This is a genomic window from Microvirga ossetica (genome assembly GCF_002741015.1).
GTDB classification, from domain to species: domain Bacteria; phylum Pseudomonadota; class Alphaproteobacteria; order Rhizobiales; family Beijerinckiaceae; genus Microvirga; species Microvirga ossetica.
Genome location: NZ_CP016616.1, coordinates 5355551 through 5380622 on the forward strand (window position 1 = coordinate 5355551; position 25072 = coordinate 5380622).

The window sequence follows — 25072 nt, forward strand, 5'->3', positions numbered from 1 at the left end:
TGACGATGCCCAAGAAGCTTGTCGTCATCGGCAACGGCATGGCCGCAGGCCGTGCCCTGGAGGAGCTGTTCGAGCGCGCTCCCGGTGCATACGACGTGACCATCTTCGGCGCCGAGCCGCGGGTGAATTACAACCGCATCATGCTCTCGCCCGTCCTCTCCGGCGAAAAGGCCTATGAGGACATCCTGATCCACGACGATGCCTGGTACGAGACGCACGGCATCACGCTTCATCGCGGCAAGCAGGTCGTCGAGATCGACCGCGCGTGCAAGCGTGTGACCGCAGCGGACGGAGCGACGGCGGATTACGACCGGCTCCTCGTCGCCACAGGCTCGATGCCCTTCGTGGTGCCGATCCCCGGCGCGACCCTGCCGGGCGTTGTCACCTACCGCGACCTCGACGACGTGAACAAGATGCTCGAAGCGGCCGGGAAGGGCGGGCATGCCGTCGTCATCGGCGGCGGCCTGCTCGGGCTCGAGGCGGCGGCCGGCCTCAAGGCCCAGGGCATGGAGGTCACGGTTCTTCACCTCATGCCCACGCTGATGGAGCGCCAGCTCGATCCCTCGTCCGGCTACCTGCTGCAGAAGGCGTTCGAGGATCGCGGAATCGCGGTGCGCTGCAAGGCGAACACCCATGCGATCCTGGGCGAGACCCATGTCACCGGCGTCCGGCTCGACGACGGCACGGAGCTTGCCGCAGACATCGTCGTCATGGCTGTCGGCATCCGTCCGAATGCGGTTCTAGCCAAGGAGGCGGGGCTCGAGACCAACCGGGGCGTGCTCGTCGGCGACGACATGCGCACCAGCGACCCTGATGTGTTCTCGGTCGGCGAATGCGTCGAGCATCGTGGCCTCTGCTACGGCCTCGTGGCGCCGCTCTATGAGATGGCGAAGGTGGTGGCAGCCCAGCTCGCCGGTGACGAGACGGCCGCCTATACCGGCTCGGTCACGGCGACCAAGCTGAAGGTCACGGGCATCGATCTGTTCTCGGCCGGCGATTTCGGCGAGGCCAAGGATCGGCAGGACATCGTCCTGCGCGATGCCGCCCGGGGCGTCTACAAGCGCCTCGTGCTCAAGGAAAACCGGATCGTCGGCGCCGTTCTCTATGGGGAGACGGGCGATGGGTCCTGGTTCTTCGATCTGCTGCGCAAGGAGGCGGATGTCTCGGAATTGCGCGATACCCTGATCTTCGGTCAGTCCTACGTCGGAGGCGCTCCCCTGGACCCTACGGCGGCCGTTGCAGCCTTGCCGGATGATGCGGAAATCTGCGGCTGCAACGGCGTGTGCAAGGGCAAGATCGTTCAGGCGATCACGGACAAGGGACTGAGCTCTCTCACCGAGGTGAGAGCGCATACCAAGGCCTCCGCCTCCTGCGGCACCTGCACCGGCTTGGTCGAGCAGGTGATGACCCTGACGCTCGGCGACAAGTTCGCAAAATCGGCGGTCGAGCCTATGTGCGGCTGCACCGATCTCGGACATGACGACGTGCGCCGGCTCATCCGCGCGGCGGAGCTGAAGTCGATCCCGGCGGTCATGCAGGAACTCGGCTGGAAGAGCTCCTGCGGCTGCGCCAAGTGCCGCCCGGCACTGAACTATTATCTCCTCTGCGACTGGCCCGAGGAATACGAGGACGACGGGCGCTCGCGCTTCGTCAACGAGCGTGTCCACGCCAACATCCAGAAGGACGGCACCTATTCGGTCGTGCCGCGCATGTGGGGCGGGCTCACGAACCCGCGGGAGCTGCGCGCCATCGCGGATGTGGCCGAGCGCTACAACATCCCGACGGTGAAGGTCACGGGTGGGCAGCGTATCGACCTGTTGGGCGTGCGCAAGGAGGATCTGCCGGCGGTCTGGGCCGATCTCAACGATGCGGGCATGGTCTCGGGCCATGCCTATGCCAAGGGCCTGCGTACGGTGAAGACCTGCGTCGGCACGGATTGGTGCCGCTTCGGCACGCAGGATTCCACCGGCCTCGGCGTCAAGATCGAGAAGTTCATGTGGGGGTCCTGGACGCCGGCGAAGGTCAAGATGGGCGTCTCCGGCTGTCCGCGGAACTGCGCGGAATCGACGTGCAAGGATGTGGGCGTGATCTGCGTCGATTCCGGCTACGAGATCCATTTCGCCGGTGCCGCCGGCCTCCACATCAAGGGCACGCAGCTGCTGTGCAAGGTCCCCGAGGAGGACGAGTGCATCGAGGTCATCGCGGCCCTGACGCAGCTCTACCGCGAGCAGGGGCACTACCTCGAGCGCATGTACAAATGGGCCGACCGGATCGGTGTGGATTCCATCCGTGCGACCGTGGTCGACGACCTGGAAAAGCGCCGGACCCTCTACGAGCGCTTCGTGGTCTCGCAGCGCAATGCGCAGGTCGATCCCTGGGCCGAGCGGGTCGCCGGACGCGACGCGCACGAGTTCAGGCCCATGGCGAACTTCACCCTGGCGGAGGCTGCGGAATGAGCGAGTGGATCGATATCGGCGCGGTCGAGGATGTGCCTGTTCTCGGGTCCCGCGTCGTGCAGGCGCCCGGCGGCGACATCGCGGTCTTCAAGGCGGCGGACGGAACGCTGTTCGCCCTGCGCGACCGTTGCCCGCATAAGGGAGGGCCCTTGTCGCAAGGCATCGTGCACGGCCATTCCGTGACATGCCCGCTGCACAACTGGGTGATCAGCCTGGAAACGGGGGAAGCCCAGGGCGCGGATCACGGCTGCACCAACAAGATCCCGCTGCGGATCGAGGGCGCGCGCATCCTGCTTGCAGCCTCGGCTCTCATGGCCCGCGCTGCCTGAAGGAAGAGGAATGGCGAGCGGCACCCCAACCCGGACCACCTGCCCCTATTGCGGCGTTGGCTGCGGTGTGGTGGCGACGCCGCAGGAGGACGGCTCCGTCGCGATCAAGGGGGACGAGCGGCATCCGGCCAATTACGGCCGCCTCTGCTCGAAGGGTTCGGCGCTGGGCGAGACGCTGAGCCTCGACGACCGGCTGCTTCATCCCGAAATCGACGGGCGCCGCGCCGGCTGGAACGAGGCGCTCGATCTCGTCGCCGCGCGCTTTTCCGAAACCATTGCCGAACACGGGCCGGAATCGGTCGCCTTCTACGGTTCGGGCCAGCTCCTCACCGAGGATTACTACGTCGCCAACAAGCTGATGAAGGGCTTCATCGGCGCGGCGAACATCGACACCAACTCCCGCCTCTGCATGGCCTCGTCCGTGGCCGGACATATCCGCGCCTTCGGCTCCGACACCGTGCCCGGCACCTATGAGGATCTGGAGGAGGCCGATCTCGTCGTGCTCGTCGGCTCCAACATGACCTGGTGCCATCCCGTCCTGTTCCAGCGGCTTCTCGCGGCCCGGGAGCGGCGCGGCACGAAGATCGTGGTCATCGATCCCCGCCGCACGGTCACCGCTGAGGCTGCCGATCTCCATCTGGCGGTGGCTCCCAACTCGGATGTGGCGCTCTTCGCCGGTCTTCTCGATCATCTCGACAGGATGGGCCTCTGCGACGGCGATTATGTCGGCAGCCACACGTCCGGCCTCGACGAGGCTCTGCAAGCCGCTCGGGAATGCGGCTTTCCCGGAGCCTTGACCGCGACCCGTCTCCCGGCCGAGCAACTGCGCGAGTTCTATACGCTGTGGAGCTGCTCCGAGCGCGTGGTGACCGCCTATTCGCAGGGCGTCAACCAATCCGTCGTCGGCACCGACAAGGTGACCGCCATCATCAATTGCCACCTGTTCACCAGCCGCATCGGTCGGCCCGGCATGGGGCCGTTCTCGCTCACCGGCCAGCCCAACGCCATGGGCGGGCGCGAGGTCGGCGGATTGGCGAACATGCTCGCGGCGCACCTGGACATCGCCAACCCCAATCATCGCGGGATGGTGCAGGCGTTCTGGAACGGCCCGCGCATGGCCGGAAGGCCGGGCCTGAAGGCCGTCGATCTCTTTCGCGCCGTCGGGCAAGGGCAGGTCAAGGCGGTCTGGATCATGGGCACGAATCCTGCCGATTCCCTCCCCGATGCGGATGCCGTTCAGGACGCCCTGCGCCGCTGCCCGTTCGTGGTGGTGAGCGATGTGGTGCGCACCGACACGACGCGCCATGCGCACGTGCTCCTGCCCGCCGCTGCCTGGGCGGAGAAGAGCGGCACGGTGACGAATTCCGAGCGCCGCATCTCGCGCCAGCGCTCTTTCCTGAAGCCTCCCGGCGAGGCACGGCCCGATTGGCGCATCATCTGCGATGTCGCTGCCCGCATGGGCTTTGCCGAAGCATTCGATTATCAGTCACCGGCCGAGATCTTCCGTGAGCACGCCGCTCTCTCCGGTCTCGCCAATGACGGAAGACGCGATTTCGACATCGGCGCCTGTGCCGAACTGAGCGAGGCTGCCTACGATGCTCTGGAGCCGTTCCAATGGCCGCGCCGGCAGGGCGAGGCGCTCGATGCCGGCACGACGCGCTTCTTCGCAGGGGGCGGGTTCTATACGCCCAACAGGCGAGGGCGGTTCGTCGCGACGCCGGTTTCGCAGCAAGCGGTCTCCCTTGATTTTCCGCTGATCCTCAACACCGGCCGCATCCGCGACCAGTGGCACACGATGACACGGACGGCGAAGACGCCGCGCCTGATGAGCCATTATGCGGAAAGCTTCTGCGAGATCCATCCGGATGATGCGGAGGACGCCGGAGTTGCGCCCGCCACGCTGGTGCGCATCGTCACGCCGCAGGGGACAGTCATCGTCCGCGCCCTCGTGACCGAGCGCCAACAGAAGGGCAGCATCTTCGTCCCCATGCACTGGACGGACCAGCAGACGGCGCAGGGACGCATCGGCGCGGCAACTCTGGCGGCTGTCGATCCGGTCTCCGGCCAGCCCGGCCTCAAGTTCTCCGGCGCCCGCATCGAGCCGTTCGATGTCGCCTGGTACGGGTTCGCGGTGCTGCGCAACAGGCCCGAGACAATTCCGGCGGATTACTGGGCGATCGCGCAGGCCGAGGGAGGCTGGCGCATCGAGCTCGCCGGTGCCGAACCGGTGGAGGATTGGGCAGATTTCGCCGCCGATCTGATCGGCAGCGGCGAGAACCTGGAGACGCTGTCGTACAGCGATCAGGACCAGGCCAGCTTCCGGCTCGCGACCTTCTCGGGTGACGCATTGCTGGGCGCGCTGTTCGCCGCTCCGCAGCCGGTAGCGGTGTCGCGGACCTGGGCCGTCGAGCGCCTGAAGGCTTCTTCCATCGCCGGTGCCGAGCGCCTGCGCCTGTTGAGCGGGCGGCCCGGTCTCGATCAGCCCGATCCCGGTCCCATCGTCTGCGCCTGCTTTTCCGTCGGCGCGAACCAGATCGCGGCGGCCGTCGAGCATGGGGCCTCGAGCGTGGAAGCCGTTGGCGCTGCATTGCGCGCCGGCACGAATTGCGGCTCGTGCCGCGTTGAAATCAGGAGGTTGATCGATGCTGCAGCCCTTAAGAAAGCCGTCTGAGGCCGAACCGGCACGGCTCGGCCGCCTCGCCAAGCTGCCGGTCTTCTTCGACCTCAAGAGCCGCCGCGCGGTGCTCGTCGGCGGATCGGCGGGTGCGGCCTGGAAAGCGGAGCTTCTCGCCGCCGCCGGCGCCGATGTCGACATCTATGCCGCCGACCCCTCATCCGAGATGGAAGCCTTGCTGGCGCGCGGCGGTGCGGACGGTTCGCTCACGCTGCACCGCTCGGCGTGGTCGGCCGATATCTTCAAGGATGCCGCGCTCGCAGTCGCCGACCTCGAAGACGAGGAAGAGGCCGAGGCGTTTGCGGCAGCCGCGAGCGATGCAGGCGTGCCGGTGAACGTGGTCGACAAGCCGGCCTTCTGCGATTTCCAGTTCGGCTCGGTTGTCAACCGTTCGCCGGTGGTGATCGGCATCTCGACGGACGGCGCCGCTCCCATCCTGGGCCAGGCGATCCGGCGCAAGATCGAGACGCTGCTGCACCCCACCGTCGCCTCCTGGGCCGGTTTCGCCAAACACATGCGCGAACGGGTGACGCAGCACCTGCCGCAGGGCATGGCGCGACGTGCGTTCTGGGAGCGCTTCTCCGATCTGGCGTTTCGAGGCAAGGCGCCGGACGCCTACTCCGACACCGTCGATACGGTGCTGGAGCGCATCGCCGCGCAGACGGGCGAAAAGGTCGGGCGTGTGACCCTCGTCGGAGCGGGTCCCGGGGATGCCGAACTGCTGACGCTGAAGGCGATGCGGGCCCTGCAATCCGCGGACGTGATCCTCTTCGACGATCTGGTCTCGGACGATGTGCTCGAACTCGCCCGCCGCGAGGCAAAGCGCATGATGGTCGGCAAGCGGGGAGGGCGCGCCTCCTGCGCTCAAGACGACATCAACGACCTGATGACGCGCCTTGCTCTTCAGGGCAAGCAGGTGGTGCGGCTCAAATCCGGTGATCCGATGATCTTCGGACGGGCGGGCGAGGAGATCGAGCATCTGGAGAAGGCCGGCATCCCCGTCGATGTGGTGCCCGGCATCACCGCCGGCATTGCCCTCGCGTCGGTTCTCGGCACGTCGCTCACCCATCGCGATATGGCGCAATCCGTCCGGTTCGTGACGGGATGCGCCAAGACCGGGCAGCTTCCGAGCGGTCTCGACTGGCAGGGGCTTACCGATCCGAACACCACGACGATCTTCTACATGGCCGGCGGCACGGCGGGCGCCATCGCCGAGCGTCTCATCGCAGCCGGAAGTCCTCCGACCCTGCCTGCCGTGATGGTGTCGGATGTTTCCCGCGGCGACGAGCGTTGGGCCGGTTCCATCGCCGATCTCGGATGGGCGAGCGAGCGGCGCGATCCGTCGAAGCCGGTCATCATCGGTGTGGGGCGGGTTTTCGAACGTGCCGCACATGCGGCTGGCCGTGCCATCGAGCCGGTTGCGCGGCTGAGTGCGGAAGCCTGACGGCATCCACGAGGAAACGAACATGCTGGAAGGTCGTCGCGTCGCCGTCCCCGAGAGCCGGGAACTCGATCTGTTCACGCGGATGCTCGAACGCAACGGCGCCATCGCGATCCGCTGTCCATTGGTGTCGATCCACGACGTCGAGGATGCGACACCCGTCGAGGAATGGCTTGGCCGGCTCGTCGCCGGTGAGCATGACCTCCTCGTTCTCTATACCGGCGAGGGGTTGTCCCGGCTGCTCGGTTTCGCGGGTCGCAAAGGCATCGAGGCGGATGTCGTTGCCGCTTTGGGCAAGACCTTCGTCGTCGCCCGCGGCCCGAAGCCGGCAAAGGTGCTGCGCGGCATCGGATTGGTTCCGAATCTGATGGCGCAGGAGCCCACCACGGCCGGGTTGGTGCAGACTCTGTCGGCCATAGATCTCAACGGGAAGCGCGTCGGCGTGCAGCTCTATCCCGGCGGCGAACGGGCATTGTCCGAATTCCTGCAACGGGCCGGAGCCATCGAGGACTCGATTCTCTGCTACCGCTATGCCTCGGACGAGGAGGACGAGCGGGTTCTGCATTTCATCGAGGCTCTCGTCTCAGGCGCGGTCGATCTCATCGCCTTCACCAGCACGGCGCAGGTGCGGCGGCTGCAGGAGGTCGCGCGGCGGTTCGGCAGGGAAGCGGAGCTCGATGCCGCCATGCAGCGGATCCTGATCGCCGCCATCGGTCCCGTCACGGCCGAAGCTGTCGAGAAGGCCGGCTGGCCGGTCGGCGCCATGCCGGAGGACAGCTTTCACCTGAAGCCGCTGGTGACCGCATCGGGCCGGAAGCTGTCGCAATCCTCGGACGTCACCCCTCCCGTCTGACGCCTTCGCCTGCCTCGAGCAGCGCCCTGAGTCCCTCGCGATAGGTCGGATAGCGGAGTTTTACACCGAGCTCGGTCTTGAGGCGCGTATTCCGCACGCGCTTGTTGTCCGCGTAGAAGGACCGCGCCATGGGCGTCTGGTCGGCCTCGTCGAAGGGGATTTCCGGCGGCGGCTCGCGGCCGAGCAGTTCGGCGGCATAGGCGATGACATCCTGCGGCGGACCCGGCTCGTCGTCGGCGACGTTGTAGATCGCGTTGCGGCTCGGGCGATCGATCGACGCCATCAGAACCTGGGCGATGTCCTCCGTATGGATCCGGTTGAACACCTGGCCCGGCTTGACGATGCGCTTGGCCGTGCCGTCCGCGATCTTCACGAGCGCGTTGCGGCCGGGGCCGTAGATCCCTGCGAGGCGAAAGACCTGCACGGCAAACGCGCCGCCCGTTCCCAGATCCAGCCATTGCCGCTCGGCTGCGGTGCGGTGGCGGGAGCGGAGCGTCGCCGGGTTCGGCGGCGTGTCCTCGTCGACCCATCCGCCATCGGCATTGCCATAGACGCCGACCGTCGACAGGTATCCGACCCAGCGCAGGCTCGGTGCCGCGGCGATGGCTTCGGAAAACCGGTCCAGGACCGGATCGGTCTCACCGACCGGCGGGATCGAGATCAGAAGTGCATCTGCACACGCGAGGCTGGAGAGGATGCGTGGATCGTGGTCCGTCGCGTCGAATCGATACGCCTCGACGCCCTCCGCCGCGATCTCCTGAGCCTTCTCCGGCGAGCGAACCGTTCCGGCGATCTCGGCGAACCTGTCGCGGTAACGGCCGATGAACTGTCGGGCCGAGTAGCCGAGGCCGAAGACGAAGAGATTCATGAGATTGAGTAACACTGAGCCGAAAGGAATGTCGGAGGGACCCTAGCGACATCGCCTGCGGGCAGCAACAGTGCGGGTGAGAGCGGTCCGGCACTCGGACAGGATTGTGGGCGCTCGACGCTGCAAACGTTGCTTGCATGATGTCGGGTTGATCCCGCGAGGGGAGTTGGTCCATAACCTGTGTCCGAAAAGGCCGGACTGCAATCGGTCGAGCGACATGTGCTCCCGCAGGATCCCGGTACGGAGGCGATCCATGGTGCTGACCAACCAGGACATGGTCGAGCTGGTGGCTTTCCGGCACAAGCTCCACCGCATGCCTGAACTGTCCCGCGAGGAGGCGCAGACTGCGCAAGAGATCCGCGCGGTGCTGGTGGCCACCAATCCGGACCGGCTCATCACGGGCCTGGGCGGTCATGGGATCGCCGCCGTCTATGAGGGCGCTCAGCCTGGACCGACCGTGATGATCCGCGCCGAGCTCGACGGGCTGCCGATCGAGGAGATCTCCGAGATTCCCTATCGCTCCACCGTGCCGGGCAAGGGGCATCTCTGTGGACATGACGGGCACATGACCATCCTCACCGGCTTGGCGCGGCTTCTCGGCCGTCGGCGTCCGCAAAGCGGCCGCGTCGTCCTGCTGTTCCAGCCGGCGGAGGAGGATGGGTCGGGCGCGGCCGCCGTCGTCGCCGATCCGCGGTTTCGCGAGCTGACGCCGGATTTTGCCTTCGCCCTCCATAACCTTCCAGGCCTCGCGCTCGGCAAGGTGGCGCTGACGGAAGGACCTGTGAATTGCGCATCCCGCGGCATGCGCATCGTCCTGAACGGCAAGACCGCTCACGCTTCGATGCCGGAAACCGGGATCTCGCCCGTGAGCGTGGTGGCCGAACTGATGCCGGCGCTCACCGCGCTCGGACGAGGCGGTCCTCTCGACGAGGATTTCGCCATGGTGACGATCACCCATGCGAAGATCGGCGAACCCGCCTTCGGCGTCGCTCCCGCGCGTGCGGAAATCTGGGCGACCCTGCGCACGCTGACCGATGAGAGCATGGAAGAGCTGTGCGTCAGCGCCGAGCATCTCGTTCTGAGCGCTGCAACGCAGAAAGGCTTGAGCGTCGAGATATCTCACGACGACATCTTCCAGCACTGCGAGAACGCGCCGGAAGCCGTTGCGCATCTGCGACGCGCGCTCGATGAAGAGGGAATAGTGCACGACCGCGGCGATCTGCCCATGCGCGCGTCGGAGGATTTCGGCCGCTTCGGCCAGAGGGCGCCGGCCGCCATGTTTTTTCTCGGGGCCGGTGAAAACCATCCGAGCCTGCACAACCCGGATTACGATTTCCCGGACGACCTCATCGGCATCGGCACGCGGGTCTTCATGCGCGCGATCAAGAATTTGCTGGGATAGAGCGCGCGTCCGCTGTCATTCCGGGGCCGCGCAGCGGAGCCCGGAATCCATAAACACAACGTCTCAGAAAAACAGCGAGTAGCGTTGCGCGTCTTTCTGCATCGTCAGTGGTTATGGATTCCGGGCTCGGCCTTTGGCCGCCCCGGAATGACAGTTAACGCATCCTCTTACATCATGGCCGCACGAGGCCGGCCATGACGTCGAGTGTTGTAACCGGGCAGATAGACTAAAGCGGCAGACCGCGCAGCGCTGAAACCGCCTGCATCACACCCCTCAGCTCCGCGAGCCCGCGCAGGCGCCCGATGGCCGGGTAGCCCGGATGCGTCGGCTTGCCGACGTCGTCGAGCAGTTCGTGGCCGTGGTCGGGACGCATGGGGATGCGCCAGTGCGTCTCGCCCGCATCCTTCCGGCGCTTCTGCTCCTCCAGAAGGGCGGTGACGAGCGCCACCATGTCCGTGTCGCCGCCGAGATGGTCGGCCTCCATGAAGGAGCCATCCGGATCCTTCGCCACGTTGCGCAGATGGGCGAACCAGATCCGGTCGGCGAAGCGCCCGGCGATGGCCGGCACGTCGTTGACGGGATTGGCCCCGAGCGAGCCGCTGCACAAGGTTAAGCCGTTCGCCGGCGAGGGGACCGCATCGAGGATGAAGGCGAGATCGTCGGCGTTTGACACGATGCGCGGCAGGCCCATGAGCGGGCGCGGCGGATCGTCGGGATGGATGCACATGCGGATCCCGACCTCTTCCGCCGTCGGGATCACCTCCTGCAGGAAGCGTGCGAGGTTTTCGCGCAAAGCCGCCGCGTCGATGCCGCTGTAGCGGTCGAGCATCGCGCGAAGGCCTGGAACGTCGTAACGATCATAGGCGCCCGGCAGCCCCGCCATGATGTTGGCAAGAAGCTTGCGTCTGCCGCCTTCCGAGGAGCGGGTGTACCAGTCCTTCGCCCGTGCAAGGACATCGGCCGAGTACTCGGCCTCCGCGCCTGGGCGCTGTAGCATGTGGCAGTCGAAGGCCGCGAATTCGTGCAGGTTGAAGCGCAGGGCCGTCGCTCCGCCCGGCAGGGGATAGGCGAGTTCGGTGCGGGTCCAGTCGACCACGGGCATGAAGTTGTAGCAGATCGTCGTGACCCCGCATTGTGCGAGATTGCGCATGGACTGGCGGTAATTGTCGAACAGGGGCTTGAGGTCGCCTTCGCCGATCTTGATGCTTTCATGGATCGGCAGGCTCTCGACGACGCTCCAGCGCAAGCCCAGCGAAGCGTCGGCGGCGATGAGCGCTTTACGCTTCTCGATCTCCTCCACGCTCCAGATCACCCCATAGGGGATCTGATGCAGGGCCGTCACGATTCCCGTCGCGCCGGTCTGGCAGATATGAGAGAGCTGGACGACATCGTCCGGACCGAACCAGCGCCAAGTCTGTTCCATGGAATTGCCTTATCGTTGGAGGCCGAACGCGGTCGTCGGCGGGGCGTCGAATTCTGCTGGCATCACGCGCTGAGTACCTCGGGCAGGGCCTCGGCCTCGGGCTCGAAAAGATCCGGATATTGTGCCGCAAGCTCCGGCAGAGAGCGCAGGATCTCGCTGAGGTGCTGATGCATGGCCTTTTCCGCCGCAACCGGATCCGATCTCTTGATGGCATCGACGATCGTGGCGTGCTGCGCGACGATGAGATGGCGAGGTGTGGCCTGCTTCACGTCGAGATAGCGCACGCGGTCCATCTGGGGCTTCACGTCCTCGATCATGCTCCATGTGGAGGGGCGACCGGCCGCTTCGGCCAGGAGACGATGGAACTCCTCGTCGAGGGCCATGAAATCGTCGGTGGACGTCGCGCGCTGGGAGCGGCGCTGCCGGGTCAGGCTGGCATTGAGTTCGGCCAACATGACGGGTGTGGCCTTCAGGGCCGCTTCCCGGACGACGGCGCATTCGACCGCCTCGCGGATGAAGCGCGCATCCTCCACGGCGGCGCGCGAGATCTTGACGACCTGGGTGCCGCGCTGCGGCAGGACCCGCACGAGCCCCGCTTCGCTCAACTTGATCAGCGCCTCGCGCACCGGCGAACGGCTGACGCCGAATCGCTGCGCGAGATCCTGTTCCGAGAGCATTTCGCCTGGCGAAATTCTCATGCTGACAATGGCTTGGCGAAGGGCGCGCGTGACCTGCCGCGCCATGGGCTCCCGGCTGACATCGAGCTTCGCGAGGGATGGTCTATCCGTCATAAGTGGCACACTACCATACTAGTAGACCATTGCAAAGGAGCGTGGATCGGCTTAAGGTTCGCCTCGTCACGTGCTCGGTACCGGACCCGAAAAGGGGTTCGGCGGAGCGCCGAGGGAGTACGCCATGCTGATCCATCCGGACCGGCTGTTTCCTGCAGAGCCCGCTGCCCGCGAGGTGGCGCACAGGCTCTATGCGGACGTCCGCGATCTGCCGATCGTGTCGCCGCATGGCCATACGGATCCGCGCTGGTTCGCCGACAACGCGCCGTTCTCGGATCCGGCGACGCTGTTCGTCATTCCCGACCACTACATTTTCCGCATGCTCTACAGCCAGGGCGTGCGGCTCGAGGATCTCGGCATCGCCACGAAGGAGGGCGGCATCGTCGAGCGCGACCCGCGCGCGATCTGGCGCCGTTTCGCGGCGCATTACCATCTCTTTCGCGGCACACCGACACGGATGTGGCTCGACCACACCTTCGCGACCCTTTTCGGCTTCACCGAGCGGCTCACGGCGGCCAATGCCGACGAGTATTACGACAAAATCGATGCCGCCTTGAGCACGCCGGAGTTCCGCCCGCGCGCGCTGTTCGAGCGCTTCCGCATCGAGGCCATCGCCACGACGGAGAGTCCGCTCGATCCGCTGAAGCACCACGAAACCATTCGACACTCGGGCTGGAACGGCCGCGTGGTCACGGCCTATCGCCCCGATCCCGTCGTCGATCCGGAATTCGAAGGTTTTCGGGACAATCTCGTACGCTTTGGCGAGATCACGGGATGCGACACCGCTACCTGGAGCGGCTATCTCGACGCGCATCGAAAGCGGCGCGCCTTCTTCCGGGATTATGGCGCGACCTCCACCGATCACGGCCACCCGACGGCCAGAACCGCCGATCTTTCGCCGGCCGCCGCCGAGGCTCTGTTCCGCCGCGTGTCCACGGGCGATGCGGGTCCGGAGGATGCGGAGATGTTCCGCGCCCAGATGCTGACCGAGATGGCCTCCATGAGCGTCGAGGACGGCATGGTCATGCAGCTCCATCCCGGTTCGTTCCGCAACCACAACCTTTCGCTCTTCCGCCGCTTCGGCCGCGACATGGGCGCGGATATTCCGCTGCGGACGGATTACGTGCGCGGCCTGAAACCCTTGCTCGACCGCTTCGGCAACGAGCCGAACTTCACGTTCATCCTCTTCACCCTCGACGAGACGAGCTATTCGCGCGAGCTTGCGCCGCTCGCCGGGCATTATCCGGCGCTGAAGCTCGGGCCGGCCTGGTGGTTCTTCGATGCGCCGGAGGGCATGCGCCGCTTCCGCGAACTGACGACGGAGACGGCCGGGTTCTACAACACCGTCGGCTTCAACGACGACACGCGGGCCTATCTGTCCATTCCGGCGCGGCATGACATGGCCCGCCGGGTGGATTGCGCCTATCTCGCCAATCTCGTGGTCACCCATCGCCTCGACGAGGACGAGGCGCACGAGGTCGCCCACGATCTTGCCTATCGCCTCGCGAAAGAGGCCTACAAGCTGTGAGACGGGACGTGGCCGCTCATGAGCCATGTCGCACAGAACGGGAGGAAGACATGACGAACCTGATCACCAGACGGACCTTCGTCGGTGGCGCCGCGGGCGCTGCCGGCGTTGCGGCCCTCGGCGGGACGAGCTTTGCGCAGGCGACCCTGCCGACGAGCCCCGTCGCGCTCAACGTTATCGATGTCGCCGGCAACCTGGCGCTGACGCAGAAGGCCATCGAGAACTACCGCAAGGCGAAGCCGAACCTGGTTTCGCGCATCACCTTCACCAAGGCGACGGCTCCGGAACTCGCAGGCAAGATCAAGGCGCAGCAGGATGCGGGCCGGGTCGACATCGACCTCGTGCTCACCGGCACCGATGCGCTCTCCGCCGGCATCGAGCAGAAGCTCTGGGTCGACCTGATCCCGGGCCACGCGAATTCCCTGCCGAAGCTCGACGACATCTATCAGCCGGCCGCTGCCAAGATGCAGGGTCTCGCCAAAGGGCAGGGCGTCGTCGTCACCTATTACCCATCGGGCCCGCTGCTCGAATACATGCCCGACAAGGTCAAGACCGTGCCGACCACGGCCGAGGAGCTGCTCGCCTACACCAAGGCCAATCCGGGCCGCTTCCTCTATGCGCGTCCCGCCAATTCCGGTCCGGGCCGCACCTTCATCATGGGCCTGCCCTACATCCTCGGCGACAGCAATCCGCAGGATCCCGCCAAGGGCTGGGACAAGACCTGGGCCTACCTGAAGGAGCTGGGGCAGAACATCGAATACTACCCGTCCGGCACCGGCGCGGTGATGAAGGAGCTCGGCGAAGGCTCCCGCGACATGACCGTGTCGACGACGGGCTGGGACATCAACCCGCGCGTCCTCGGCGTCGTGCCGAAGGAGGCGAAGGTGGCGGCGCTGAAGGGCTTCCACTGGGTGGCGGACGCTCATTACATGTGCGTGCCCAAGGGCCTGCCGAACGACAAGCTCGCGGTTCTCCTCGACCTCATGACCTTCCTGCTCAGCAAGGAGCAGCAGGCGTACACCTATGGTGAAGGCTACTTCTATCCGGGTCCGGCCGTGAAGGGCGTGACGCTCGACATGGCACCGCCGGAGAGCCAGGCCGCCATCAAGGAATTCGGCCGTCCCGAATACGAGAAATTGATCGCCGACAATCCGATCGAATTGCCGCTCCAGCCCGACCAGATGGTCGTCGCCTTCCGCCTCTGGGACGAGCAGGTCGGCGGCGCGAAGAGAAAATAAGACGGCGCAAGTAGGAACTCAAGGACCCGCGATGACCATTGCCCTTTCCCAATTCGACGAAGTCCGGCTCGATCGTGTGAGCCGCGATTTCGGGGCGCTCAATGCCCTGCGCGACGTTTCCCTGTCCATCCGGCGCGGCGAGTTCATCGCCCTGCTCGGACCGTCGGGCTGCGGAAAGTCGACGACATTGAACTGCATCGCGGGTCTTCTTCCCGTCACCGGCGGGGCGATCTGGCTCGACAAGAGCCGGGTCGATACCCTGCGGCCGGAGGAGCGCGGGTTCGGCATGGTGTTTCAGAACTACGCGCTCTTTCCCCATCTCAATGTCCGCCAGAACATCGGCTTCGGCCTCAAGATGCGAGGCAAGCCCAAGGCCGAGATCGACCGCAAGGTCGACGAGGCCCTGAACCTCGTCCGCCTGCGCGGACAGGAGAACAAGCTGCCGGGCCAGCTTTCCGGCGGCCAGCAGCAGCGCGTGGCGATCGCCCGCGCCATCGTCATCGAACCGCCGCTCGTGCTGATGGACGAGCCGCTCTCGAATCTCGACGCGAAGCTGCGCCTCGAGATGCGCGCGGAGATCCGCCGCATCCACAACGAGCTCGGTGCGACGACCATCTACGTGACTCACGACCAGGACGAGGCCCTGTCGCTCGCCGACCGGATCGTCGTCCTGCGCGACGGCGTCATCCGGCAGGTCGGCACGCCGAAGGAGCTCTATGAAGCCCCGGCGCATTTCGACGTCGCCGACTTCATGGGCTTCCGCAACAAGCTGAAAGGGCAGGTCGTCGCCCTCGAGGGCGGCCGCGCCGTCCTCGACGTGGAGGGCGCGCGGATCAGCGGCATCGCCCGGGAGCGCGTCGCCGTGGGATCGACGGCCTATGCCGCCATCCGTCCGGACGATCTCGTGGTCGGGGAGGCCGGCTCCAATGCCATCGCCGCGAGCGTCGACACCATCGAGTATCGCGGCCGCGAATTCGTCGGGACGGCGCATTCTCCCGGCGGGCTCGACTTCGTGTTCCGCTCCCATCATTCGGTCGAGCCCGGCTCGAAGATTCATCTGCGGTCGGAGGACGAGCGCGTTCTCGTCTTCGGGGAGCCGATCCAGGGGAGGCAGTGATGGACGCTGTCGCGCCGGCCCCGGCCATTGAGCAAGGACCCAACCTTCGCCAGCGCCTGGCGGCCCGGGGCTTCGATGCCGTCACCCTGCTCGTCGTTCCCGCAGCGATTTTCACGCTTCTGCTCTTCGTCTATCCCTTCGCCTTCGGCTTCGTCCTGTCCTTCGAACCGAAAGCCGGAGGCGACTGGCTCGCCAATTACCGGCGCTTCTTCTCGGACCCGTTTCTCTACAAGACGATCGCCAACACGCTCTGGCTCGCGATCCCGGTCACGCTCGTCAACCTGCTGCTGGCGGTGCCGATCGCGTTCCGCGTGCGCCTCATGCGGCGCCAGCGCCTTCTGACCACGATCCTCGTTCTGCCGATCACGCTCGGCACGGTCCTCGTGGCCGAGGGCCTGTTGAATTATCTCGGTCCGCAGGGCTGGTTCAACCGCACCTTGCTCACCTTCGGCCTGATTTCGCAGCCCTTGAAGCTCGTTCACAATTACTGGGGTGTTTTCGCCTCTCTGGTGATCACGGGCTTCCCGTTCACATTCCTGCTGACCCTCTCCTATGTGACGGGCATCGATCCGGCGCTCGAGCAGGCGGCGGCGACGCTCGGCGCCAGTGCGTGGCAGCGCTTCCGCCATGTGTATCTGCCGCTGCTGATGCCGGGCTTTGCCATCACCTTCTGCCTGTCGTTCGTGCAGGCCTTCTCGGTCTTCCCGTCGGCGGTGCTGCTCGGCGAGCCCGCAGGCGTCACCCGCGTCATCTCGATTGCGGCGGCAACGGCGGCTTTCGAGGAATACGACTACTCCATGGCCTCGGCGATCGCGATGATCATGGGCTTCGTCCAGCTCGGCATCGTGGTGGCGGTGCTCGCCTCCCGCGGGTTGTTCTACCGCGGCCCGGCCTCCGGCGCGAAAGGGTAAGCCGATGATCCGCGATACCACACTCGGCTCCAAGCTCTGGGCTGCGGCCATCTGGGCGACCGTGGGCTTCTTCGTCGTCAACCTGTTCGCCATGATCGCCACCGTGGTGACGAGCTCGTTTGCCACCCGCTGGCTCGGCACATGGCTCCCGGCAGGCTGGACCACGCGTTGGTATTCCTCCGCCTGGGCCGAGTTCCAGCTCTGGGACGTCCTGATCGTCACCTTCCAGGTGATCGGGGCCGTGGTCTTCATCTCCGGCGCCCTCGGAGTGACGGCGGCCTATGCGCTGGCGCGCCGTGATTTTCCGGGAAAGCGCCTTCTCGTGCTGCTCTTCCTGCTGCCGCTCCTGATCCCGTCGATGACCTTCGGCATCCCGCTGGCGACCGTGCTCTACCGGACCGGTCTGGCGGGAACGTTCTGGGGCGTGGTGGCGGCCAATCTCGTGCCGACCGTGCCCTTCGTGATCCTGGTCATGATCCCGTTCATCGAGCAGATCGATCCCAAGATCGAGGCGGCGGCGCGCGTGTTCGGAGCGAACACCTTCAAGCTGTTCGTCTATGTGCTGTTGCCGCTTCTCCTGCCCGGCATCCTCGCGGCGCTGCTGCTGGTGCTGGTGCGCACCATCGCCATGTTCGAGCTGACGTTCCTGGTGGCCGGGCCGACGAGCCAGACTCTCGTGGTGGCGCTCTATTACGCCGTCTTCGCGGCGGGTGTGCGCGCCGTGCAGTCCATCGACGCCATGGCGGTGGTCTATATGGTGACGACACTGATATGGCTCATCATCGCCCTGCGCTTCGTCAACCCGACGCAGATCGTGACCCGGGCGAAGCAGCAGCCGGCCCATTGAGAGGGGCCGCGTGACACTGGTCAGTCCAGCGCTGAGCTGCCGCAGGCATCACCTCTCCCCGGATCTCGGGTGTTCCCGAGATCCGTTTCTGCTGTGCCAGTCGGGAACACCCGACTGGCATGGGGAGAGGTCGAGCGCAGCGAGGGTGAGGGGGCACAGGTCTATCCGAATAAGGCGTAACCCCTCACCCGCGCCTCCGGCGCGACCTCTCCCTCAAGGAGAGGTGAAGTGGCGCCACACCTTGATAGGCTATCGCTTGCACTCCCGTCCTGGCCGTCCCACAAGAGTCGGGAAAAGGCGCAATGATTTTATCGACCGAGGACAGAATGTCGGATCGCTTGAACGAAGACTCGCTTGCCGATCTGCCGGAAGGCGTTCGCCGTCCAGCCTATGATCGAAAGGCGATAAAGACCGGGATCGTGCATCTCGGCGTCGGAGCCTTCCACCGGGCGCATCAGGCCGTCTATACGGACGATGTCCTCAGCCAGGATCCGCGCTGGGGAATCGTCGCGGCAAGCCTGCGCAGTCCCGACACCTACGATGCCCTCGATCCGCAGGACGGGCTCTATACCCTCGCGGTGCGCTCACAGTCCGGCGAGGCGCTCCGGGTCATCGGCTCGATCCGGCAGGTGATCGTCGCGCCGCGGGAGGTCGAGCAACTCCTCGAGGCGATGAGCGCGCCGCAGACGCGGATCGTCACCCTGACCGTGACCGAGAAGGGCTATTGCCATGACCCGGCGACTGGTGCCTTGAACGAGTCCCATCCGGACATCGTGCACGACCTCGAGTTTCACAGAACACCCAGGTCGGCGCCCGGCTTCATCGTCGAGGCACTGCGCCGCCGGCGCGCGGCGGGCGTGCCGCCTTTCACGGTGCTCACCTGCGATAACCTGCCCTCCAACGGGCGTACGGTGAAGCGCGTTCTCACGCGCTTTGCCGAGCTGGTCGATCCGGCGCTCGGGCGCTTCGTCGCGGACGAGGTCTTCTGCCCCTCGACCATGGTCGACCGCATCGTTCCGGCGACCAGCGACCAGGATCGGGCGCGGATCGCTCAGGCGCTCGGCGCTACCGACGCCTGGCCGGTCGTGACCGAGCCTTTCACCCAGTGGGTGATCGAGGACAGCTTCCCGCAGGGCCGTCCGGCCTGGGAGGCGTTCGGCGCCGAGTTCGTGGCGGATGTGGAGCCCTACGAGCATATGAAGCTCAGGCTGCTCAACGGCAGCCACTCGACGCTCGCCTATCTGGGCTATCTCGCGGGCTACGAGACCGTTGCCGACACCATGGCCGATCCCGCCTTCGTGCGGCTGATCCAGGGGCTGATGGACGAGGAGGTCACGCCGACGCTGCATATGCCGGCGGGGGCGGATCTCACCGCCTACAAGCGCGCGCTGGTCGAGCGCTTCCGGAACCCGGCCCTGAAGCACCGCACCTGGCAGATCGCCATGGACGGCTCGCAGAAGCTGCCGCAGCGCCTGCTCGGCACCGTACGCGACCGCCTGCGCGAGAATGCAGGCATCGGTCGGCTGACTCTCGGCGTGGCGGCCTGGATGCGTTATATCACGGGCGTCGACGAGAAGGGCGCGCCCATCGACGTGCGCGACCCCATGGCGGCGCGTCTGCGCGAGATCGCCGACCGGGCAGGGGGCTCGCCCGAGAAACTCGCTGCCGACCTTTTCTCGGTGCGCGAAATCTTCGGCGACGATCTGCCGAAGGATCCGCGGTTTACGAAGGCGGTCATAGAGAACCTTGCACGTCTGTATGGGCAAGGCGCCAAGCGCACCGTCGCGGAGTTCAAGGCCGATTAGCCTTCCACACCCTCCACGTCATCACCGCCGCCAGGCATCCTGGCGGCGGCTCTGTTCCATGAGAAGCGTGGTCGCGCACGGTCTCAGATGAGAAGGAACGTCACGTCGTCGATGCTAGCGACACCCTGGACCACCACAATGTCATTGTCGCCGCCGGCAAGGGTGAGTTGGAGATCGGTTCCGACGACATTGTCGTCGATCACGGCTCCGACCGTGCGCAGGTCGATCACGTCTCCCTCGGCCTCGCTGTAGCCGACGATGAGATCGGTTTCAGTCACGGCGTTGGCGGTTTCCGCGCTGAAGACGAATGCATCGGCACCGGCACTGCCCGTCAGGCTGTCGTTCCCGGCGCCGCCCGTCAGGCTGTCGTTCCCGGCGCCACCGATCAGGGTGTCATTGCCGGCACCGCCGGTCAGCGTGTCGTTGCCGTCTCCGCCGGTGATTTCCAGCGCGACGGCGATGTTCGTCTGGCCCGAGCCGTCAATGGAGTCGTTGCCACCCAACCCATCGACCTCGACCCGCTCCACATTGGTTGTGTCGATCGTGATGCTGGCGACGTCGCGGAAGAACTGGAACCCGCCGTTGGCTTGCGTCGTGACCGTCATGATCTCGTCGGCGCCCGCACCGTTGAAGATCAAGGTGTCGGTACCGCCGCCGCCATCGAAAACGTCGTCGCCATCGCCGGGATCCCATTGGAAACTGTCGTTGCCGAGACCGCCGGATGCGTCGTCGTCGCCCCTATTGCCGATCATAATGTCGTTGCCGTCGCCGCCGTCCAGAATGTCGTTGCCGGCGCCGCCTTCCAGGCTGTCGTCACCGGCGCCGCCGCTGATGTCGAGCACGACATTGGCATCGGTCTGGCCCGAGCCGTCGATGGTGTCGTTCCCGCCGAGACCATCGACGTCGACGCGCTCGACATTGGTGGTGTTGACGGTGATGTCGCCGAGATCGCGGAAGAACACGAAGCCGCCCCCGGCGAGGGTGGTGATCGTCATCCGCTCGGCGCCGTTCGCGCCGTTGAAGATCAGGGTGTCCGTGCCGCCGCCGCCATCGAAGGTGTCGTCTCCGTCACCCGGGTTCCAGGTGAAGCGGTCGTCGCCTTCTCCACCAAACGCGACGTCGTTGCCGACGCCGCCCTGGAGGAAATCGTTACCGTTTCCGCCATCGAGGGTGTCTCTTCCGCTGCCGCCGAGCAGGCGATCGTCGCCTTCCCCGCCGAACAGCCGGTCATTCCCGGCGCCGCCATCGAGAGAATCGTTGCCCCTGCGGCCGAGAAGCCGGTCGTGACCATTGTTTCCAAACAGACGGTCATTGCCGTTGCCGCCATCCAAAGTGTCGTTGCCGCTTCCACCGAGCAGACGGTCGTGACCGTCGTTGCCGAACAGCCGATCGTTGCCGTTGCCACCATCCAGGGTGTCGTTTCCGCTCCGGCCTAACAGGCGGTCATGGCCGTTGCCACCGAACAGCCGATCGTGTCCGTTGCCACCATCTAGAGCATCGGCTGTTCAGACGAATCCATAACCTGCGGCAGTGAAGTAGTTGCGGCATTCCTCAGCTTCGACCCCATCACAGATGTCCCCGATGGCCCGCCAGAGCGCGTCAAAGGTGCGGGCTTCGGCTTTGCGCAGATGTGCTTTGATCTTGGCGAAGAGTTGCTCAATTGGGTTCAAATCGGGCGAATAAGCAGGCAGGAACAGGAACCAGGCGCCGCGTTGCTTCAGACACTGCGCCGCCGTCTCGCTCTTGTGCGCCGGCAGGTTGTCGAGGATCACCACGTCGCCCTTGGACAAGGTCGGAGCAAGCTGGGTCTCCACATAAGTCTCAAAGATCTGACGGGTCATCGGCCCATCGATCACCCAAGGCGCCGTCAGACCACAGTAGCGCAGCCCGGCGACAAAGGTCTGGGTCAGCCAGTGGCCGAATGGTGCCCTTGCATACAGACGCTGCCCTTTGAGGCAGCGGCCGCGCAGGCGCGTCATCTTGGTGGATGTGCCGGTCTCATCGAGAAACACGAGCCGGTGCGGCTCCTGGCGCATGCGCGGCTGGCGTTTTGTGTGCCAATGCTCGCGGGCCTGGCGCACGTCGGAGCGTTCTTGTTCGCTGGCCCGCAAAGTTTTTTTTGACGCTATAGCCGTGGCGGATGAACCAGCGCGCGATGGACGCCGGCGTGATCTTGGTGCCCAAGGCCAGCAGTTCGGCCGCGAGCTGGGGCATGGTGATGTCGTTCCTCTCGGCGACGCGACGGATCAGGAAGTCGCGATGCGGGTCGAGCTTGGAGTAGCGCCAGCCGCCCTCTGGTTTGGGCGCCAGGCTGCCGGTGGCCCGATACGCCGCCATGAGCCGCACCACAAACGCGACCGACACCTCAAAATGGCGCGCGGCCTCATGGCAGGAATGCCCCGCCTCAACAAAGCGCACCACCCGTTGCCGCAGATCCAGCGAGTAGGACTTGGTCATCGCTCATCTCCTCTAAAGAGGGCCGAGATAAGGGAATCACAAAGCCGTCACGCCGCATAGCCTCCGATTCAATCAGAACAGCCGATGCTCTAGAGAATCATTGCCGCTCAGGCCGAACAGACGGTCGTTGCCGCCTCTTCCGAAAATGCGATCAGCGCCGATGGTGCCGTTCAGGGTCTCGCGACGTCCGCTGCCAAATATGAGTGCCATTCGATCTTCCCAGTCACAGGGAACGTTTGTCTATGGGACTTGAGGCTTTCACTACACCTTTTGAGGTATAATTCTCGCGGGATGCGGCCTTGTATAGACGGCAGTCATTCCTCTCAATGAGGATATATTGAATGAATCGAGTCTTTGCGGGCGCCTTCCTGGTAAATAATTCCTGCTTCACCCTCAAGAATTATAACTCTTCAGGTCATAAGCGAGCGAAATTCTCTCAAGATTACATAAGGTGTACGCACCGATACTGTGCGAAAACATAACGCGGAAATAAGTCCATTTAGCGTCAAGTCGCGGACGATGCACCGGCTTGAGAAAAGCGTCGAGTGGACTCCACTGTCGGAGTCCACTTTCAGGCCCGATGCTCTCACGTCGCAGAAAGGGACGCGGCGCCGATCGCCCTCTATTGAGAGCGTCACGTTTATTGATCCCCGGCCCGGCCTTAGGCCGCCCCGGCAGGCGGATCTTGCCTTTCAGGCGCCCGCCGCCTTCGCCCTCTTGCTCTCGCAGGAGCGGCACTTGCAGCCATACGGCTTGATGAAGGTCTCGAAGTAGTTCTTGCCGTAGTTGTAGGTGATCTCGTCGCCGGGCTTGATGCGCTTGATTGCCTTGATGCGGATCTTGCCCTTCGACACGGTGGCCTGGGCGTTGGGGCGGCAGCCGTGATTGATGTAGCGTGCTGTGTTCCAGCGGGGCGAGCCGTCGACGGTCCAGCGGCTGTTGATCTCGAAGAGATAGCGGGTGTTGCGTCGGCGTTCGACTTCCTCGCTTGTGATCTTCGGCCCGACATACTCGATGATGAATTTTCCCTTTTCGATGACATCGGTGGCAAAGAGACCGAGACCGGTTGCGGATTTTCCAATCCGAAACGGCCCTTCTGACGGTTTGGCTTTCATAGCAGGCCGGAACTCCGAACGTACGAGCAGTCTTGGACGCATCCAATAGCGGTTGGGGCGGGGCGATGTAATTGGGACATGGCTGAATCATCTCCAGATCCAGCCTAAGTTTTTTGCAGGGGAGATGTTGGGGCGTCGAGGCCGTCGCCCGGCCTGCCATCGCAGGACCGGTCTAGACGACCTCTGGCGTGTCCGACGTTCCGGCGAGGGTGCTGCGCAGCGTTGTCGCGAAGTTGTCGTAGGAGAATGGCTTCGACAGCGTCGAGCACGAGCGAAAGCGCTCGGGAAGCGAGCGGAAGTCGTAGCCGGTCGAGAAGATGAACGGAATGCCGCGGAAGCGCAGGACGTCGGCAACCGGGAAGACGACCGATCCGTCGACGTTGATGTCGAGAAGCCCGATATCGATCTCCGCCTGGAGCGCCAGGGTCAGCGCATGGTCCAGCCGTGCCGCCGGGCCCACGATCTCACAGCCGAAATCGAGCACCATGTCCTCGATCAGCATCGAGATCATGGCTTCGTCCTCGACGATCAGGACACGCTTTCTGCGGCCTTCGAGCATAGCCCCTCCGGTTCGAATTGCAGCTGACGATGCGCCTTCTGAACGCTGTTATAAGAATCAGTTACAATCACTATAGTCTAGGCACTGGCGTGCCTTCACTATCTTACGTTAGTAAGACTTGAGATAGCATGGTAACCCCCCGTGCCGGTCGAAGTAAATAGTCAGAACGGGACAGGTTATACGGTGTTGCGGCGTGCAATTTCTGCGCGAACGATCGGCGCCACCTTCGTACCTAGAAGTTCAATGGAGCGCATGATCTGCCCGTGCGGCAGGGTCCCGACGCTGAATTGGGCCAGATAGCGATCATGCCGGAAAAGCTCGTATTGGAAGAGGATCTTGTCGATCACTTCCTGCGGGCTGCCGACAGCCAGCGCGCCGCGCGGCTCCCGCATGGCCTCAAAGTGCGGGCGGGTCGTGGGCGGCCACCCGCGTTCACGGCCGAGCTTGGTCATCACCTGGGCATAGGCCGGAAAGAACTCGTCCGCAGCCTGCTGCGATGTATCCGCGATATAAGCGTGCGTGTTGATGCCCACCTTGAGGCTCGCCGGATCGTGGCCGGCCCGGCTCCCGGCCTCACGGTAAAGTGACGCCAGCGGCGCGAAGCGCTCCGGCTGCCCGCCGATGATTCCAAGCGCCAGGGGCAAACCGAGGGCGCCGGCGCGCACCACCGATTGCGGCGTCCCGCCGACGGCGATCCAGACCGGAAGCGGCTCCTGGACCGGGCGGGGATAGACCGGCTGGTCCGCAAGGGGCGCCCGGTGTCGGCCGGACCAGGTCACGCGCTCGTCGCTTCGGATCTTCAAAAGCAGATCGAGCTTTTCGGCGAAGAGCGTGTCGTAGTCGTCGAGATCGTAGCCGAAGAGCGGGAAGGACTCGATGAACGAGCCGCGGCCGGCCATGATCTCGGCCCGCCCGCCCGACAGAAGGTCCAGGGTCGCGAAATTCTGGAAGACCCGCACCGGGTCGTCCGAACTGAGCACCGTCACGGCGCTGGTCAGGCGGATCCGCTTCGTGCGCTCCGCCGCAGCCGCCAGGACCACCGCGGGTGCGGAGACGATGTAGTCGGAACGATGGTGCTCGCCGAGGCCGAACACATCCAGGCCGACCTGATCGGCCAGTTCGATCTCCTCGATGAGATCGCGCAGACGCTGAGCGGAGGAGAGCAGATGCCCTGTGGCAGGATCCTGGGTCAGTTCACCAAACGTATAGACACCAAGTTCCATCGATCTTCCATTCGAATCCGGCGAATGGGCACGGC

At 65.1% G+C, this 25072-nt stretch carries 21 protein-coding genes and 1 pseudogene; 12 read left to right on the top strand and 10 right to left on the bottom strand.

Annotated features, from left to right (window positions below):
* Nucleotides 1–5: 5 nt before the first annotated feature.
* From nirB to BB934_RS25545, 5 genes are read left to right on the top strand one after another with little or no spacing between them, the layout of a single operon-like run.
* Nucleotides 6–2456: a nitrite reductase large subunit NirB gene (gene nirB / locus BB934_RS25525; protein ID WP_099512191.1), complete on the top strand. Its 2451-nt coding sequence runs from the start codon at nucleotides 6–8 to the stop codon at nucleotides 2454–2456.
* Entirely contained in the window at nucleotides 2453–2785 is a 333-nt protein-coding gene (gene nirD, locus BB934_RS25530) for a nitrite reductase small subunit NirD (RefSeq protein ID WP_099512192.1), read from the top strand. Before nirB ends, nirD begins: the two co-directional genes overlap by 4 nt.
* 10 nt (nucleotides 2786–2795) lie before the next feature.
* A complete protein-coding gene (locus BB934_RS25535; protein ID WP_099512193.1) occupies nucleotides 2796–5456 on the top strand; it encodes a nitrate reductase in 2661 nt (886 codons plus the stop codon).
* Nucleotides 5428–6903, top strand: coding sequence for a siroheme synthase CysG (gene cysG, locus BB934_RS25540; protein ID WP_099512194.1), 1476 nt, complete (start codon nucleotides 5428–5430; stop codon nucleotides 6901–6903). The genes BB934_RS25535 and cysG overlap by 29 nt, the downstream gene beginning before the upstream one ends.
* Before the next feature lie 22 nt (nucleotides 6904–6925).
* A complete protein-coding gene (locus BB934_RS25545; RefSeq protein ID WP_099512195.1) occupies nucleotides 6926–7753 on the top strand; it encodes a uroporphyrinogen-III synthase in 828 nt (275 codons plus the stop codon).
* Here BB934_RS25545 and BB934_RS25550 read toward each other — a convergent pair.
* Nucleotides 7737–8621 carry an SDR family oxidoreductase gene (locus BB934_RS25550; RefSeq protein WP_099512196.1) on the bottom strand — a complete coding sequence of 295 codons (885 nt, stop codon included), beginning with the start codon at nucleotides 8619–8621 and terminating at the stop codon, nucleotides 7737–7739. The two genes, BB934_RS25545 and BB934_RS25550, sit on opposite strands and share 17 nt — an antisense overlap.
* Nucleotides 8622–8874: 253 nt before the next feature.
* Here BB934_RS25550 and BB934_RS25555 point away from each other — a divergent pair, with 253 nt between their 5' ends.
* Nucleotides 8875–10023: an amidohydrolase gene (locus BB934_RS25555; protein ID WP_099512197.1), complete on the top strand. Its 1149-nt coding sequence runs from the start codon at nucleotides 8875–8877 to the stop codon at nucleotides 10021–10023.
* Nucleotides 10024–10249: 226 nt separating this feature from the next.
* On the opposite strand, the gene uxuA is transcribed toward BB934_RS25555, so the two are convergent.
* Entirely contained in the window at nucleotides 10250–11446 is a 1197-nt protein-coding gene (gene uxuA, locus BB934_RS25560; protein WP_099512198.1) for a mannonate dehydratase, read from the bottom strand.
* A gap of 62 nt (nucleotides 11447–11508) precedes the next feature.
* The gene (locus BB934_RS25565; protein WP_099512199.1) at nucleotides 11509–12237 is read right to left on the bottom strand and encodes a GntR family transcriptional regulator; all 729 of its coding nucleotides are present in this window, start codon (nucleotides 12235–12237) and stop codon (nucleotides 11509–11511) included.
* Nucleotides 12238–12361: 124 nt separating this feature from the next.
* Between BB934_RS25565 and uxaC the strand changes: the two genes are divergently transcribed.
* The 6 genes from uxaC to BB934_RS25595 all read left to right on the top strand — a co-directional run bounded on the left by uxaC (nucleotide 12362) and on the right by BB934_RS25595 (nucleotide 19683).
* Entirely contained in the window at nucleotides 12362–13765 is a 1404-nt protein-coding gene (gene uxaC, locus BB934_RS25570; RefSeq protein ID WP_099512200.1) for a glucuronate isomerase, read from the top strand.
* A 50-nt stretch (nucleotides 13766–13815) separates the two neighbouring features.
* On the top strand, nucleotides 13816–15003 hold the full coding sequence (locus BB934_RS25575) for an ABC transporter substrate-binding protein (RefSeq protein WP_099512201.1): 1188 nt from the start codon (nucleotides 13816–13818) through the stop codon (nucleotides 15001–15003).
* A gap of 31 nt (nucleotides 15004–15034) precedes the next feature.
* Nucleotides 15035–16120, top strand: a complete 1086-nt coding sequence (locus BB934_RS25580) for an ABC transporter ATP-binding protein (RefSeq protein ID WP_099512202.1) — start codon at nucleotides 15035–15037, stop codon at nucleotides 16118–16120.
* Nucleotides 16120–17031 (top strand): ABC transporter permease, encoded by a 912-nt coding sequence (locus tag BB934_RS25585; RefSeq protein WP_099512203.1) that lies wholly within the window; start codon nucleotides 16120–16122, stop codon nucleotides 17029–17031. The genes BB934_RS25580 and BB934_RS25585 overlap by 1 nt, the downstream gene beginning before the upstream one ends.
* A gap of 4 nt (nucleotides 17032–17035) precedes the next feature.
* A complete protein-coding gene (locus BB934_RS25590) occupies nucleotides 17036–17878 on the top strand; it encodes an ABC transporter permease (protein WP_099512204.1) in 843 nt (280 codons plus the stop codon).
* A gap of 326 nt (nucleotides 17879–18204) precedes the next feature.
* A complete protein-coding gene (locus BB934_RS25595; RefSeq protein ID WP_099513215.1) occupies nucleotides 18205–19683 on the top strand; it encodes a mannitol dehydrogenase family protein in 1479 nt (492 codons plus the stop codon).
* 83 nt (nucleotides 19684–19766) lie between these two features.
* Here BB934_RS25595 and BB934_RS25600 read toward each other — a convergent pair whose 3' ends face one another.
* The 7 genes and pseudogenes from BB934_RS25600 to BB934_RS25625 all read right to left on the bottom strand — a co-directional run bounded on the left by BB934_RS25600 (nucleotide 19767) and on the right by BB934_RS25625 (nucleotide 25037).
* The gene (locus BB934_RS25600; RefSeq protein ID WP_099512205.1) at nucleotides 19767–21014 is read right to left on the bottom strand and encodes a calcium-binding protein; all 1248 of its coding nucleotides are present in this window, start codon (nucleotides 21012–21014) and stop codon (nucleotides 19767–19769) included.
* A gap of 21 nt (nucleotides 21015–21035) precedes the next feature.
* A pseudogene (locus tag BB934_RS51000) lies at nucleotides 21036–21149 on the bottom strand (calcium-binding protein); the annotation flags it as partial.
* Nucleotides 21150–21188: 39 nt separating this feature from the next.
* Nucleotides 21189–22140 (bottom strand): IS630 family transposase gene (locus BB934_RS25610; protein ID WP_418294721.1). Its coding sequence is split into 2 segments (ribosomal slippage): nucleotides 21189–21825 and nucleotides 21824–22140, totalling 954 coding nucleotides; the frame shifts between segments, so codons are not numbered across the junction.
* A gap of 72 nt (nucleotides 22141–22212) precedes the next feature.
* Nucleotides 22213–22350: a hypothetical protein gene (locus BB934_RS47330; protein WP_157934308.1), complete on the bottom strand. Its 138-nt coding sequence runs from the start codon at nucleotides 22348–22350 to the stop codon at nucleotides 22213–22215.
* Nucleotides 22351–22832: 482 nt separating this feature from the next.
* Nucleotides 22833–23255, bottom strand: a complete 423-nt coding sequence (locus BB934_RS25615) for an SET domain-containing protein (protein ID WP_099512206.1) — start codon at nucleotides 23253–23255, stop codon at nucleotides 22833–22835.
* Between the two features lie 172 nt (nucleotides 23256–23427).
* The gene (locus tag BB934_RS25620; RefSeq protein ID WP_099512207.1) at nucleotides 23428–23814 is read right to left on the bottom strand and encodes a response regulator; all 387 of its coding nucleotides are present in this window, start codon (nucleotides 23812–23814) and stop codon (nucleotides 23428–23430) included.
* Nucleotides 23815–23990: 176 nt separating this feature from the next.
* On the bottom strand, nucleotides 23991–25037 hold the full coding sequence (locus BB934_RS25625) for an LLM class flavin-dependent oxidoreductase (protein ID WP_099512208.1): 1047 nt from the start codon (nucleotides 25035–25037) through the stop codon (nucleotides 23991–23993).
* Nucleotides 25038–25072 lie beyond the last annotated feature (35 nt).

Bases quoted from the DNA above. Each gene is read 5' to 3' on its own strand.
- nirB (WP_099512191.1), top strand. From the start codon at position 6: ATGCCCAAGAAGCTTGTCGTCATCGGCAACGGCATGGCCGCAGGCCGT.
- nirD (WP_099512192.1), top strand. From the start codon at position 2,453: ATGAGCGAGTGGATCGATATCGGCGCGGTCGAGGATGTGCCTGTTCTC.
- BB934_RS25535 (WP_099512193.1), top strand. From the start codon at position 2,796: ATGGCGAGCGGCACCCCAACCCGGACCACCTGCCCCTATTGCGGCGTT.
- cysG (WP_099512194.1), top strand. From the start codon at position 5,428: ATGCTGCAGCCCTTAAGAAAGCCGTCTGAGGCCGAACCGGCACGGCTC.
- BB934_RS25545 (WP_099512195.1), top strand. From the start codon at position 6,926: ATGCTGGAAGGTCGTCGCGTCGCCGTCCCCGAGAGCCGGGAACTCGAT.
- BB934_RS25550 (WP_099512196.1), bottom strand. From the start codon at position 8,621: ATGAATCTCTTCGTCTTCGGCCTCGGCTACTCGGCCCGACAGTTCATC.
- BB934_RS25555 (WP_099512197.1), top strand. From the start codon at position 8,875: ATGGTGCTGACCAACCAGGACATGGTCGAGCTGGTGGCTTTCCGGCAC.
- uxuA (WP_099512198.1), bottom strand. From the start codon at position 11,446: ATGGAACAGACTTGGCGCTGGTTCGGTCCGGACGATGTCGTCCAGCTC.
- BB934_RS25565 (WP_099512199.1), bottom strand. From the start codon at position 12,237: ATGACGGATAGACCATCCCTCGCGAAGCTCGATGTCAGCCGGGAGCCC.
- uxaC (WP_099512200.1), top strand. From the start codon at position 12,362: ATGCTGATCCATCCGGACCGGCTGTTTCCTGCAGAGCCCGCTGCCCGC.
- BB934_RS25575 (WP_099512201.1), top strand. From the start codon at position 13,816: ATGACGAACCTGATCACCAGACGGACCTTCGTCGGTGGCGCCGCGGGC.
- BB934_RS25580 (WP_099512202.1), top strand. From the start codon at position 15,035: ATGACCATTGCCCTTTCCCAATTCGACGAAGTCCGGCTCGATCGTGTG.
- BB934_RS25585 (WP_099512203.1), top strand. From the start codon at position 16,120: ATGGACGCTGTCGCGCCGGCCCCGGCCATTGAGCAAGGACCCAACCTT.
- BB934_RS25590 (WP_099512204.1), top strand. From the start codon at position 17,036: ATGATCCGCGATACCACACTCGGCTCCAAGCTCTGGGCTGCGGCCATC.
- BB934_RS25595 (WP_099513215.1), top strand. From the start codon at position 18,205: ATGTCGGATCGCTTGAACGAAGACTCGCTTGCCGATCTGCCGGAAGGC.
- BB934_RS47330 (WP_157934308.1), bottom strand. From the start codon at position 22,350: ATGGCACTCATATTTGGCAGCGGACGTCGCGAGACCCTGAACGGCACC.
- BB934_RS25615 (WP_099512206.1), bottom strand. From the start codon at position 23,255: ATGAAAGCCAAACCGTCAGAAGGGCCGTTTCGGATTGGAAAATCCGCA.
- BB934_RS25620 (WP_099512207.1), bottom strand. From the start codon at position 23,814: ATGCTCGAAGGCCGCAGAAAGCGTGTCCTGATCGTCGAGGACGAAGCC.
- BB934_RS25625 (WP_099512208.1), bottom strand. From the start codon at position 25,037: ATGGAACTTGGTGTCTATACGTTTGGTGAACTGACCCAGGATCCTGCC.